The sequence below is a fragment of the Streptomyces sp. NPDC050997 genome (assembly GCF_040660135.1).
Classification (GTDB): Bacteria; Actinomycetota; Actinomycetes; order Streptomycetales; family Streptomycetaceae; genus Streptomyces.
Genome location: NZ_JBFAGK010000027.1, coordinates 68459 through 81427, shown reverse-complemented (window position 1 = coordinate 81427; position 12969 = coordinate 68459). Strand labels below are relative to the sequence as shown.

At 72.9% G+C, this 12969-nt stretch carries 11 protein-coding genes; 5 read left to right on the top strand and 6 right to left on the bottom strand.

What is annotated here, in order from left to right; genetic code table 11:
• The first annotated feature begins 94 nt into the window (after positions 1 to 94).
• The 5 genes from AB0H86_RS38885 (at position 95) to AB0H86_RS38865 (ending at position 6660) form a co-directional block, all read left to right on the top strand.
• Positions 95 to 949, top strand: coding sequence for an ABC transporter permease subunit (locus tag AB0H86_RS38885; RefSeq protein WP_362449916.1), 855 nt, complete (start codon positions 95 to 97; stop codon positions 947 to 949).
• Positions 946 to 1833: a carbohydrate ABC transporter permease gene (locus tag AB0H86_RS38880; protein WP_362449914.1), complete on the top strand. Its 888-nt coding sequence runs from the start codon at positions 946 to 948 to the stop codon at positions 1831 to 1833. The genes AB0H86_RS38885 and AB0H86_RS38880 overlap by 4 nt, the downstream gene beginning before the upstream one ends.
• 74 nt (positions 1834 to 1907) lie before the next feature.
• A complete protein-coding gene (locus AB0H86_RS38875; RefSeq protein WP_362449912.1) occupies positions 1908 to 3557 on the top strand; it encodes an extracellular solute-binding protein in 1650 nt (549 codons plus the stop codon).
• A 43-nt stretch (positions 3558 to 3600) separates the two neighbouring features.
• Entirely contained in the window at positions 3601 to 4650 is a 1050-nt protein-coding gene (locus tag AB0H86_RS38870) for a LacI family DNA-binding transcriptional regulator (RefSeq protein ID WP_362449983.1), read from the top strand.
• Positions 4651 to 4740: 90 nt separating this feature from the next.
• Entirely contained in the window at positions 4741 to 6660 is a 1920-nt protein-coding gene (locus AB0H86_RS38865; RefSeq protein ID WP_362449910.1) for a DUF2264 domain-containing protein, read from the top strand.
• Here AB0H86_RS38865 and cobC read toward each other — a convergent pair.
• The 6 genes from cobC to cobM are packed head-to-tail and all read right to left on the bottom strand — an operon-like array spanning position 6608 to position 12955.
• Positions 6608 to 7669 (bottom strand): Rv2231c family pyridoxal phosphate-dependent protein CobC, encoded by a 1062-nt coding sequence (cobC, locus tag AB0H86_RS38860; protein ID WP_362449908.1) that lies wholly within the window; start codon positions 7667 to 7669, stop codon positions 6608 to 6610. The two genes, AB0H86_RS38865 and cobC, sit on opposite strands and share 53 nt — an antisense overlap.
• Entirely contained in the window at positions 7659 to 8585 is a 927-nt protein-coding gene (locus tag AB0H86_RS38855; protein WP_362449906.1) for a sirohydrochlorin chelatase, read from the bottom strand. Before AB0H86_RS38855 ends, cobC begins: the two co-directional genes overlap by 11 nt.
• Complete coding sequence (locus tag AB0H86_RS38850) at positions 8582 to 9172, bottom strand: precorrin-8X methylmutase (RefSeq protein WP_362449904.1); 591 nt, start codon at positions 9170 to 9172, stop codon at positions 8582 to 8584. The genes AB0H86_RS38855 and AB0H86_RS38850 overlap by 4 nt, the downstream gene beginning before the upstream one ends.
• Positions 9169 to 10872, bottom strand: coding sequence for a precorrin-3B C(17)-methyltransferase (cobJ, locus tag AB0H86_RS38845; RefSeq protein ID WP_362449902.1), 1704 nt, complete (start codon positions 10870 to 10872; stop codon positions 9169 to 9171). The genes AB0H86_RS38850 and cobJ overlap by 4 nt, the downstream gene beginning before the upstream one ends.
• Entirely contained in the window at positions 10869 to 12140 is a 1272-nt protein-coding gene (gene cbiE, locus AB0H86_RS38840) for a precorrin-6y C5,15-methyltransferase (decarboxylating) subunit CbiE (protein ID WP_362449900.1), read from the bottom strand. The genes cobJ and cbiE overlap by 4 nt, the downstream gene beginning before the upstream one ends.
• A complete protein-coding gene (cobM, locus tag AB0H86_RS38835; RefSeq protein WP_362449898.1) occupies positions 12137 to 12955 on the bottom strand; it encodes a precorrin-4 C(11)-methyltransferase in 819 nt (272 codons plus the stop codon). Before cobM ends, cbiE begins: the two co-directional genes overlap by 4 nt.
• Positions 12956 to 12969 lie beyond the last annotated feature (14 nt).

The following is a 12969-nucleotide window of genomic DNA, read 5'->3' as shown; positions in this document are numbered from 1 at the left end:
CGCAGGTACAGAGGAGGTCGACGCGGCTCCTCGCCGAGAAGGTGGCGCACATCCGAAGCGAAAACGCTTACAGGGACGTGCTCTCTTTCTGCTCATGCTGCCCGGCCTCGCCTACTTCCTGCTGTTCCACTACGGCGCACTGGTCGGCAACGTCATCGCCTTCAAGGAGTACGTCCCCTTCGACGGCCTCTGGGGCAGCCCCTGGGTCGGCCTGGGCAACTTCCAGCGGATGTTCGAGGACGGCGCCTTCTGGGACGCGGTGCTCAACACCGTCTGGATCGCCGTCCTCCAGCTGGTCTTCTACTTCCCGGTGCCGCTCGGCCTCGCCCTGCTCCTGCACAGCCTCACCTGGAGCTCGGTGCGCCGGTTCGTGCAGTCGGTGGCGTATCTGCCGCACTTCATCTCGTGGGTGATCGTCGTCGCCCTCTTCCAGCAACTGCTCGGCGACACCGGCCTGCTCAACTCCTCGCTGGACGGCATGGGGTTGCACACCGCCGACATCATCGGCAACCCCGACGCCTTCAAGCCGCTGGTTGTCGCCCAGGTCATCTGGAAGGACGCCGGCTGGGGCACGATCATCTTCCTCGCCGCGCTGGCCCAGGTCGACGAGCAGCAGTACGAGGCCGCCGCGATCGACGGCGCGGGCCCTTGGCGGCGCCTCTGGCACGTCACCCTGCCCGCCATCCGCCCGGTGGTCGTCCTGCTGCTCATCATGCGGCTCGGCGACATCCTCTCCGTCGGCTTCGAGCAGATGCTGCTCCAGCGCGACGCGGTCGGCCCCGAGACCGCCGAGATCATCGACACCTTCGTCTACTACCAGGGCATCGTCGGCGGCGACTACGGATTCGCCGCCGCCGCGGGCCTGTTCAAGGGCGTCATCGGCGCCCTCCTCGTCTACGCCGCCAACAAGGTCGCCCACCGCCTCGGCGAACAGGGGGTCTACAAGTGAGTGCCCACGTCCGGCCCGGCTGGCTGGAGAAGCCGAAGCCGCTCACCCAGGCCGCCAAAGCCCTCGCGCTCGTGGCTGTCGTGCTGCTGGTCTGCGTGCCGTTCCTCGTCATCGTGTCGACCTCCCTTGCCTCGACCGACGAGGTGGTGGACAACGGCGGCTGGGTGCTGTGGCCGACCGAGCCGACACTCGACGCCTACCGCGACATCCTCGACGGCGGCATCGTCACCCACGCCCTCGGCGTCAGCGCCGGCGTCACGATCGTGGGCACGCTGCTCAGCCTCGCCTGCACGGTGACCCTCGCCTACGCGCTGTCCCGCCCCGGTGTCTTCGGCAGTCGGCCCGCGCTGCTGCTGATCCTCTTCACCTTCCTCTTCCCGCCCGGCATGATCCCCAGCTTCCTGCTGGTCAAGGAGCTGGGCCTGCTGGACAACTACGCCTCGCTGGTGCTGCCCGTCCTGGTGAACGTGTTCAACCTCGTCGTCCTGCGCGGCTTCTTCCAGGGCATCCCGGAGGAGCTGTACGAGGCCGCCCGGCTGGACGGGGCGGGGGACTGGCGGGTGCTGGTCTCGATCGTCCTGCCGCTGTCCAAGGCCGCGCTCGCCGTGGTGGGCCTGTTCTACGCGGTGGCGTACTGGAACTCCTGGTTCTACGCCTCGCTCTACCTGGAGAGCGACCACTGGCCCCTGCAACAGGTCCTGCGCACCTACGTGATGGCGGGCTCCGGACTCACCGACGCGACGACCGGTGAGGGCACGGTCACCGCCCCGCAGACCGTGCAGATGGCGGTGCTGGTGATCGCCACCGTGCCGATCCTGCTGGTCTACCCGTTCCTGCAGAAGTACTTCACGAAGGGCGTGCTCACCGGCGCGATCAAGAGCTGACGCGCATCTGGAGCCGACCCGTCCAAGAGAGCTGACAGACCGTCAAGAGCCGTGTCCAGAAAGGTCATCCGCTCATGCCCAGCATCTCCCGCCGTACCCTGCTGCGTTCCGCGGCCGCCGTCGGCGCCGCAGCCTCCGCCCCCGCCCTGCTGACCGCCTGCTCCACCAGCTCCGGCGACAGCGACGTCTCCAACGCCGGCAAGAAACTCGCCCCCTGGCCCGCGTACCGCCCCGCCACCGGTCCCAAGCCGGACCTGGCTCCCACCGACGAAGGCGTCCAGGCCGGATACACCGCCTACCCGTCCGACCTGGTCAAGTCCGTCTCCCGCACCCCCGGAGACGGTTCCACCGTCAAGGTCATGTCGGTGTCCTTCGGCACCCCGCCCAAGCCCGCTTCCGCCAACCGGTTCTGGGCGGCCATGGAGAAGGCCCTCGGCGTGAAGATCGAGTACACGGTCATCTCCCAGGCCGACTACCAGAAGAAGATGGCCACGGTGATGGCCGGCGACGCCGACACCCTGCCGGACATCATCAACCTCTTCTCCGGGTTCGTCCTGCCGCGAGAGGCCGAGTTCGTGCAGCGGCGCGCGGAGGACCTCACCCCGCACCTGTCCGGCGAGGCGATCACCGACTACCCGAACCTCGCGAACGTCCCCACCCATGCCTGGCGCGACATGGGCCGCATCGGCGGCCGTATCTACGGCATTCCCCTGGAACGCCCGCTGCCCGGCTCCACCCTCTGGCTCAACGAGGGCATGTTCGCCGACGCCGGTATGAAGGAGGGCTGGACCGCCGACGACTTCGCCGCCGTCGCGAAGCGGGCGACCGGCGGACGGACGTACGCGCTCGGCGCCGCCTCCGGCTCCCTGTTCGGCAACGCCGTGCACTCCGCCGCCCACAACGCGCCCCAGGAGTGGGCCGTCACCAAGAACGGCACCTTCCAGCCGGGCTGGGCCGACGAGCGCTTCAAGGCGGCGATCGCCTTCCAGGCCGGACTGCGCGAGGCGGGCTCCTACCATCCGGACGCCACGTCCATCTCGCAGATCGATCTGACCACCCTCTACTACAACGGCACGGTCGGCTCCATGCAGGACGGCTTCGGCGCCTACCTGCCCAAGTACCGTGAGTCCCAAGGCAAGTTGACCCCGGCCGCAGCGCTGCCGTACAGCGTCGGCGGCGAGCCCGGCGGTATCGTCGCCGCCCGCCGCTCCTTCGGCTACACCGTGCTGAAGAAGGCGAAGAAGGAACGCGTCGAACTGCTGCTGCGCATCCTCGACCACCTCGCCGCCCCCTTCGGCAGCAAGGAGTGGGAACTCGTCCACTACGGCGTCGAGGGCACCCACTTCACCCGCGGCAAGGACGGCTCACCGCAGCCCACCAAGCTCGGCGAGGTGGAGAACAACACCAACCTGCCGCTGAAGTACCTCGCCGAAGGCCCCCAGGTGCTGTTCGTGCCGGGCATGCCCGACGCCGTACGGGCCCTGCACGCCTGGCAGCTCAAGACCGTCCCGCACGCCATCCGCAACGCCTCCTACGGCCTGCAGTCCCGCACCAAGAACGCCCAGGGCACGACCCTCAAGGCGCTCCTCGACGACACTGTCACCGGCATCGTCGCCGGGCGCATCCCGTTGTCGGAGTGGGACGGGGCGGTGAAGAAGTGGCGGTCCCGGGGCGGCGACAGAATGGCCGAGGAGTTCGCGAAGGACTACGCGGCCAACACGTGACCGGGCGCAAGTGGAAGAGGAGACGCGGGGGATGGGGAACGACATGGAGTCCAGGCGGCGGGTCACGATCCGGGAGGTCGCCGAGCGGGCGGGCGTGTCGACGGCCACCGCCTCCCGCGCCCTGAGCGGCAACCACCCGGTGCCCGCCGCGACCCGGGCCCGGGTGCTGCGCGCGGCCCGCGACCTCGACTACGTCGCCAACGCGCACGCCCGCGCCCTGGTCGGCGGCGGCCGCAAGATGGCCGCGGTCGTCGTCCGCCAGGTGACCAGCCCGTTCTACGCCCAGGTCGCCGAGGGCGTGGAGGCGGAGGCCGCCGACCGGGGCTGGCTGTGCGTGGTCGGCGCGACCGGCGGGAACCCTCAGCGCGAGATGGAGTTCGTGCAGCTCATGCGGGAGGAGGGCGCGCGGCTGGTGATCCTGGTCGGCGGGGTCGTCGAGGACGACGCGTACCGCTCGCGCGTCGCACACTACGCGCAGGCTCTGGACGCGTCCGGGGCGCGGCTGGTGTTGTGCGGGCGGCCGGCCCCGGGGCCCGACATACCCGCGCTCGTCGTCGAGTTCGACAACGAGGCGGGGGCCCGGGCCGTCACCGGGCATCTGCTGTCGGCGGGGCATCGGCGGATCGTCTTCCTCGGGGGCCTGCCCGGCAACACCGCCCTCGACGCCCGCGTCACCGGCTACCGGGCCGCGCTCGCCGAGCACGGGTTGCCTCCGGCGGCCGGGCGGGTCATCGACTGTGGCCTCGGTCGAGCGGCCGGCCTGCGTGCGATGACCGAACTCCTGAAGGAGACACGGGAGTTCACCGCGGTGGTCGCCGGGGACGACATGGTGGCCGCGGGTGCGCTGCGGGCGATCGCCGATGCGGGGCTCGTCGTTCCCGATGACATGTCCGTCGTCGGGTACAACGACATCCCTCTTGCCGAGGACTTCAATCCGCCGCTCACTACTGTGCGTACGCCGGCGGAGGAACTCGGGCGTTCGGCCGTGCGGATCGCTCTGCGGGATCCTGAGCACGCGGCTGGGAGCCACCATCTGTTGGGCACGCACATCGTTGTGCGCCGCAGTGTGGCTCCGCCGGGGGGGCCGTTTTGAATCTGCGGGTGATTCGTGGCTGGTCGCGCAGTTCCCCGCGCCCCTGACGGGGCTATGCCTGCCCCCGACTTATGGAGGACCGAACCCCGCATGACCGCCCCGCACCTCACCGAGCTTCCCGCACCCGCTCCGCTGCTTTCGCCGATCACCGGCTGGACCCGCGCTCACTGGGAGGCGGTCGCCGATCGGCTTCTGGAGGGGCTGGTGCCGTATGCCTCGCCGGGGTTCGCGCAGTACCGGTTGCCCGGGCCGCCGAGTCACTCCGGGGCCTGGTCGGACGGGCTGGAGGGGTTCGCGCGTTCCTTTCTGCTCGCGGCCTTCCGTATCGCGGGCTCGGGTGGTCGGGTCGGCCCCGCTCTCATCGAGCGGTACGCGGCCGGACTCGCCGCCGGGACCGACCCGCACGGCGATGAACGCTGGCCGCCCATCACCGACCGCGCCCAGCCCATGGTCGAGGCCGCGTCGATCGCGATCGCCCTGCACGAGTCCCGCCGCTGGCTGTGGGACCACCTCGACGACCGCGTACGCGACCAGGTCGCCGACTGGCTGGGCGGTTTCGTCGGCGCCGACGTCAACGACTCCAACTGGCGTCTGTTCCAGGTCATCACGGAGGAGTTCCTGGCCTCGGTCGGCGCCCCGCACGACCGTGCCGAGATCGACGCCGGGCTCGCCCGCCTGGACGACTGGTACCGGGGCGGCGGCTGGTACACCGACGGCGACGGCCGCAAGTTCGACTACTACAACGCCTTGGCGCTGCACCTGTACCCGGTGCTGTGGGCACGCGTCGCGGGCCCGCGCGCGAACCCCGGGGCGGTGGCCCGGCACCGCGCCCGGCTGCGGGAGTTCCTCGCCGTCCACCAGCACTTCTTCGGCTCCGACGGCGCCCCGGTGCACCAGGGCCGTTCCCTCACCTACCGCTTCGCGACCACCGCACCGCTGTGGGCGGGCGCCCTCGCCGACGCCACCCCGCTGCCGCCCGGCCGTACCCGCCGCCTCGCCTCGGGCGCGCTGAAGCATTTCGCCGAGCGGGGCGTGCCGGACGAGCGCGGTCTGCTCACCCTCGGCTGGTACCGCCCCTTCCTGCCCGTCACGCAGCGTTACTCGGGCCCCGCCTCCCCGTACTGGGCGAGCAAGGCCTTCCTCGGCCTGCTGCTGCCCGAGAAACACCCGGTGTGGACGGCACCCGAGGAGCCCGCCCCCGTGGACACGGCCGACGTGCGCCTCGCCCTCCCGGCCCCCGGCTGGCTCCTGCACTCCACCGCCGCCGACGGGATCGTACGGCTCGTCAACCACGGCAGCGACCGCTTCCCGCCCCCGCCGGCGACCGGCGAGGAGAGCCCGCACTACGCCCGGTTCGCGTACTCCAGCGCGACGGCCCCCGAAACCCCGGACGCCCCGGGCACCGGCCCGGACAACCACCTCGCCCTGCTCGCCCCCGACGGCACGCCGTCCCCACGCGGCCGTATCCACCCGCTCGGCGCCTCGGGCGGCCGTGCCGCCTCCTGGCACCGGGCGCGGGGACACCGAGTCGAGACGGTGAGCGTGGTCCACGGCCCCTGGGAGGTGCGGGTCCATCGCCTCGATGTCCCGCCCAAAACCCCGGTCCGCGAAGGCAGTTGGGCCGTCGCCGACGACACCGCCCCGCCGATCGCCAGGACCGGCCCGTGCCGCGCGTCGGCCCGCCGCGCGGACGGCCTGACCAGCGCGATCACCGGACTGTACGGCTGGGACGGCGCCGAAAGCACTGTCGCGACGGCCCTCGACACCAATGCCGTCGGCCGCCACTCGGCGACGCCCGTGCTCGAACTGGGCGACGGCGCCCGCCTGTTGGTCACCCTCGTGGTGCTCAGCGCCGACCCGGACGCGCTGCGTACGGGAGCGGGCGCGTCGGTCGCCGAGGACGGAACCGTGGAGATCCGCTTCCCGGACGGCACACGGGAGCGGGTGGCGCCGAGGCTCAGCCTTGGGCCAGAGCCATCGCCTGGTCCAGCGCCTGGAGGAACGAGTTGACGGTCACCCGGTCCCGTACCGCCAGCCGCAGCCACTCCTCGTCCAGCCCCGGGAAGGTGTCCCCGCGCCGGACCGCGAACCCGAGGTCGCGCAGATGCCGTCGTACGGCGAGGGCGCGCGGCAGTCGAACGAGCACGAACGACGCCTCGGCGGGCCCCGCCACCCGCAGCCCGTCGGGGGCGAACTCCTCCAGCCCCGCGACGAGATGGGCCCGGTCGGTGGCGACGCGGTGGGCGGCATGGCCCGCCTCCGCCAGCGCCCGCGGCGAGACGCACGCCTGAGCCGCCGTGAGGGCGGGCGTGGACACCGGCCACAGCGGCTGGGCCCGCTCCAGTTGAGCGACGGTCTCCGGAGCGGCCAGCACATAACCGATCCGCAGTCCGGCCAGCCCCCACGTCTTGGTCAGGCTGCGCAGCACCACAAGCCCGGGGACGTCCGTCCGCCCGGCCAGTGCCTCCCGCTCGCCCGGCACCGCGTCCATGAACGCCTCGTCCACCACCAACGTCCGCCCGGGACGCGCCAGTCCGGCGATCACGGCCGCCGGATGCAGAACGGACGTGGGATTCGTCGGGTTGCCGACCACCACCAGGTCCGCGTCCTCGGGAACCGCCGCCGGATCCAGCCGGAAACCGTCCTCCTCGCGCAGCAGCACCCGGCCGACCGTGTGACCGGCGTCCCGCAGCGCCGCCTCCGGCTCCGTGAACTGGGGGTGCACCACGACCGGTCGACGGACCTTCAGGGCCCGCGCGAGCAGGACGAACGCCTCGGCGGCACCCGCCGTCAGCAGCACCCGCTCCACCGGCAGCCCGTGCCGCGCGGCCACCGCCGCCCGCGCCGCCCGCCCGTCCGGATAGGCGGCGAGACCGGTCAGCGACTCGGCGATCCGCTCCCGCAGCCAGCGGGGCGGGGTGTCCGCACGCACGTTCACGGCCAGGTCGACGACCGCCGAGCCGGCGTCACGCACCTCGGCGTCGCCGTGGTGGCGCAGATCATGTCCCTCAGTGCGCATGGGAGTGAGTATGTCCTCCGTGCTGGTGGTGCCCGTGGTGGTGGTCGTCGTCCGGGTGGAAGTGCGGCTGCTGCGGCAGACCGACCTTGTCCTCGAAGCCGGGCAGCGCGATCCGGTACACGCACGAGTCGCAGTTCATCCGCAGGTCGCCCTTGACGGCCTCCTCGTACCGCTCCCACACGAGGTCCAGCAACTCCGGCTCCGGACCGATGACATCGGCCGACCGTACCTCGGTCTCGGGGTGCGCGGCAGCCCAGCCCTCCGTCTGCTGCCGCACTCGGTCCGGCAGGATGCCGGTGAACAGGAAGTAGGGGAGCACCACGATCCGCCGCGCCCCGAGCTTCGCGCACCGGTCCAGGCCGCTCGGCACGTCCGGCGCCGCCAGCGACACGAACGCCGTCTCCACGCCCGCGTATCCGCGCCCCTCCCACAGCAGCCGGGCCGCCTTGTGCACCTCGGCGTTCGCGTCGGGATCCGTGGACCCGCGCCCCACCAGCAGCACGGTCACGTCGGCCCGGTCCGAGGGCGTGCGCACCGACTCGCCGAGCGCCTCGTCCAGTCGTCGTTCCAGCACGCTCAGCAGCGCGGGGTGCGGGCCCAGCGGACGGCCGTAGCTGTACGAGATCCCCGGGTGCTTCCCCTTCTCGCGGGCCAGCGCCGCCGGAATGTCACCCTTGGCGTGTCCGGCGGACACCAGCATCAGCGGAACGGCGGCGAACCGGCGTACCCCCCGCTCCACCAACTCGGTGACCGCGTCGCCCAGCGGCGGTGGGGACAGTTCGATGAAGCCGCCCGCGACGGGCAGTTCGGGGTGGCGGCTGCCCAGGCGCCGAACGAAGTCGCGGAACGCCTCGGCTCCGGCATCGTCCCGGGTGCCATGGCCGGCGATGAGCAGGGCGGGCGGCGGGGTGGTCACTGGTGCTCCTCGGGATGCGAATCGGGGTGGTACAGCAGGGCGTTGAGCGCGGCGGCGGCGACCGCCGACCCGCCCTTCTCGGACACGTTGCTCACGGCGGGCAGCCCGCTCTCGCGCAACGCGGCCTTGGACTCGGCCGCTCCGACGAAGCCGACGGGCAGGCCGATGACGAGCGCGGGGGAGGCGTCCAGGGTCAGCAGCTCCTCCAGGGCGGTGGGGGCGTTGCCGATCACCCACAGGGCGCCGGGGCCGACCTGTTCGTACGCCAGCCGGATCGCATGGGCCGAACGGGTCAGCCCGGGCCCGGACTCGGCGTCCCGGAGCCGGCAGACGGTCTCCCGCCGGGTGATCCCGGCCGCGACCATCTCCACGTCCACGACCACGGGCGCCCCGGCGTGCAGGGCGGCGTGCGCCTTCTCCAGCGTGTCCTCGGCCATGACGAGATCCCTCGCGTACTCCAGGTCGGCCGCGGAGTGGATGACCCGCTCCACGACCGCCCGGGTCAGCGGCGGGAAGTGCGAGGTGTCCAGGCGGGCGCGCAGCCGCCGGAAGGACTCCTGCTCGATCGGGTGGACCACACGGTTCACTTGGTCTCCTCCTGCGAGTCCCGCGGGCTCTCCTGCCAGCGGTAGCCGCGCGGTGTCACCATGCGTCCGGCGATCCGCCGGGTCGCCGTGTTGCCCACGGTCACGACCGTCATCATGTCTACCGTCGCCGGGTCCAGTGTGGCCAGTGTCGTCAGCCGACCGGACTCGTCCGGCCGCGACGCGTTCCGTACGACACCGACCGGCGTCGTCGGTTCCCGGTGCTCGGCGAGGATCGCGAGCGCCTTCGGCAGCTGCCAGTCGCGGCCCCGGCTGCGCGGGTTGTAGAACGTCACGACGATGTCCGCCTCGGCCGCCGCCCGCACCCGCCGCTCGATGACCTCCCACGGTGTGTGCAGGTCGGAGAGGCTGATGGACACGTGGTCGTGGCCCAGCGGCGCACCGAGCACGGCGGCGGCGGCGAGCGCCGCGGTCACCCCCGGCACACCGACCACGTCGATGTCGTCGGAGGCCTCGGCGAGCGCGGGGGAGGCCATGGCGTACACGCCGGCGTCCCCGCTGCCGATCAGCGCGACGGCCCGGCCCTCGCGGGCCTCCTCGACGGCCGTCCGGGCCCGCTCCTCCTCGGCCCCCAGCCCCGACTCCAGGATCCGGGTGCCCGGTCGCAGCAGGTCGCGGATCTGGTCGACGTACTGGTCGAGCCCGACGAGGACGGAGGCGCGCCGCAACTCCGCCCTGGCGCGGGGCGTGAGCAGGTCCCGGGCGCCCGGTCCGAGCCCGACCACCGCGAGCCGGCCGCGCGCGGGGCGTCGTACGACGGCACAGGTCGCCATGGCGGGATCCGCCGCCGACTTCCGCTTGGGGACGAGGAGTTCACCTCCGCCCACCAGCGCCGCGGCCTCGGCCACGGACGGTGTGCCGACGGCGGCGAGCGGCGCGTCGGAGGGGTTGGGCACGTCCACGGAGGCCAACTCCTGTGCGGAGTAGGTCACCAGAGGCACACCCAGCCGCTCGGCCGCCTCGACGATCCCGGCTTCCTCGGCCTTGGCGTCGAGGGTGGCGAGTTCGGCGATGCTACGGGCGGACAGTCCCGCATCGAGCAACGCGGCCTCGACCAGCCCCAGCACCTCCTCGACCGGGGCGCCCCTGGAGGCCCCCACGCCGACGACGAGGGACGGCGGGCGCAGCACGACCGCACGCTCGGCGGGCTCGACCAGGCGATCCGTCAGCCGGATCGTGTACCGGCCTTCCCCGGTGACCGGAAGGGCCGGAAGGGGCCAGGCGAAGTCCGCCTTCAGGGCGACCGGTTCGCCGTCGAGCACGGCCCGCGAGACACCGGCGACATCCCCCTCCACCGGGAACCCGAGGGTGTCGAGACCCGGCACCCCCACCGCGTCCGTGGCCGTGGTCACCACGGGCTGCGCACCGAGCAACTCGCCGACCTCGCACGCGAGTTCGTTGGCGCCGCCGCCATGGCCGCCCACCAGCGAGACGGCGAACCGCCCGCCCTCGTCGACACACACCACACCCGGGTCGGACGCCTTGTCGTCCAGCAGCGGCGCGACCAGCCGCACCACCGCCCCCGTCGCCAGGAAACACACGAGCTGCTCGCACTGAGCGAACGCGGCCCGTACGGCGTCCCCCACCGGACCCTCGTACACGCGCGTCCGGTCAGGCCAGGCCGCGGCCAGCCGGTCCCGCGCGGCCGCGCCGGCCGCGGTGGCGGAAATGAGGCCGATCACTTAGTAGCTCCTTCACGCCGTGCCGGGGGCCTGACGCCCCACAGCAGGAAAACCGGATTCGTCGCCGCGAGCCGGGTCACGTCCCCCGGCAGCGGCGCGAGCCGGGACGACTGCAACAGCACCCCGTCGCAGTCGAGGCCGGCGTCGGTGAGCGCCGCCCGCACGGCCGGCACCCGGTCGAGCGCGGCCATCGCGACGACGACGGTCCGCCGGGCCCGCCGCGCGCACGCCGTGACGACGGCGGGCAGTTCGCGCCCGCCGCCGCCGACGAACACCGCGTCGGGATCGTCCAGGCCGGACAGCACGGTCGGCGCCGCCCCGTGCACGACCCGTACGTCGACCCCGTGTGCCATGGCGTTCGCGCGGATCCGCCCGACCCCGTCGAGGGTCTTCTCCACCGCCGTCACGGCCGCGCCGAACCGGGCGCACTCCACGGCCACCGACCCCGAACCCGCGCCGACGTCCCAGACCAGATCGCCGAGGCGGGGCCCGAGCCGGGACAGGGCCAGCGCCCGCACCTCGAACTTGGTGATCATCGAGTCGCGGTGCGCGAAGTCCCCTTCGTCCAGGGCCCACCCGGCGGGCCCGGCGGGCGGCCCGGCGACCGTACGCGCGGCGCCGAGCGTCCGCGCCTCGTCCAGGCACAGCACGACGCTCACCGACGATCCCCAGTCCCGGGCCGCGGCCTCGGCCGGCGTCACCCGCTCCACCCGCTCGTCCTTCGAGCCGAGCGCGGAGGCGACCACCAGGACCCGCGCGTCGGACCCGAGCGCGGCCCCCAGTTCCGCCGGCCCCGCCCCCGGCCCGGTCAGCACGGCGACCTTCGGCCGGGCCCGGCACACGTTGACCGCCGTCCGCAGCTCACGCCCGTGCGCGCTGACGACGACCGCGTCGTCCCAGGGCAGTCCGACCCGGGCGAAGGCGGCGGCGACGGACGAGACACCGGCCCGCACGTCAAGCCGCTCGGCACCGAACCGCTCCGCCAGCACCCGCACGATCCCGAAGAACCCGGGGTCGCCGGAGGCCAGCACGACGACCGGGCTCCGCCGGTCCGGATGCCGCTCCTCGTCCAGATGCCGCTCGATGATGTCCAGGGCGGGCGCCAGCGCACCGAGGACCACCTGCTCGGCGTCCGCGGCCACCGGCGCGGCGGCAAGGTGCCGTCGGCCGCCCACGACCAGCCCGGCCCCGGCCACGGCGGCCGCGGCGTCGGGCGGCAGCGGTGCCCCCGTCCCCGTGCCGACGACGGTGATCGGACGGTCGCTCACGTGCCGGCGCCCCGTGCGCGCAGGGCCTTGCGGGCCTCAGGGTCGGCCTTGCGGTAGCCGTGGAAGTGACCGGGGTGGTAGAGGTGCGAGCGGGTGCCCTCGGCGTCGAGCGCCGGGCCGACCAGGAACAGGGTGTGCTTCCAGAGCTTGTGCTCCTTGACCGTCTCCTCCAGGGTGCTGATCGTGCACTTCACGATCAGCTCCTCCGGCCAGGTCGCCTGGTAGGCGACGACGACCGGCGTGCTCGTCGGATAGCCGCCCTCCAGCAGCTCCCGCACGAGCTGACCACTGCGCGCGGCCGACAGGAAGATCGCCATGGTGGTGCCGTGCTTGGCGAACTCCCGCACCTCCTCCCCGGGCGGCATCGGCGTCTTGCCGCCGCCGAGCCGGGTGAGCACGACGGACTGGGCGACCTCCGGGATGGTCAGCTCGCGCCCGGCGAGCGCGGCGACGGCGGAGAAGGCGGAGACACCCGGGATCACCTCGGTCCCGATGCCGATCCGGGCGCACCGGTCGAGCTGCTCCTGCGTTCCGCCCCACAGCGAGGGGTCGCCGGAGTGGATACGGGCCACGCGCAGACCCCGCTCCAGGGCCCGCTCGTAGACGGCCACGACGTCCTCCAGGGACATCGTCGCCGAGTCGAGGATCTCCGCGTCCTCACGCGCGTGCTGGAGGACCTCCGCCTGGACCAGGCTGGCCGCCCAGATCACGACGTCGGCGTCGGCGATGGCACGCGCGGCGCGGATCGTCAGCAGGTCGGCGGCGCCGGGGCCGGCACCGACGAAGGTCACTTTGCCGGTGGGGGCATCGGCCATGGGTTCGGTCCTCT

Coding starts and splice junctions, on each gene's coding strand:
- AB0H86_RS38885 (WP_362449916.1), top strand. CDS start 95: ATGCTGCCCGGCCTCGCCTACTTCCTGCTGTTCCACTACGGCGCACTG.
- AB0H86_RS38875 (WP_362449912.1), top strand. CDS start 1,908: ATGCCCAGCATCTCCCGCCGTACCCTGCTGCGTTCCGCGGCCGCCGTC.
- AB0H86_RS38870 (WP_362449983.1), top strand. CDS start 3,601: ATGGAGTCCAGGCGGCGGGTCACGATCCGGGAGGTCGCCGAGCGGGCG.
- AB0H86_RS38865 (WP_362449910.1), top strand. CDS start 4,741: ATGACCGCCCCGCACCTCACCGAGCTTCCCGCACCCGCTCCGCTGCTT.
- cobC (WP_362449908.1), bottom strand. CDS start 7,669: ATGCGCACTGAGGGACATGATCTGCGCCACCACGGCGACGCCGAGGTG.
- cobM (WP_362449898.1), bottom strand. CDS start 12,955: ATGGCCGATGCCCCCACCGGCAAAGTGACCTTCGTCGGTGCCGGCCCC.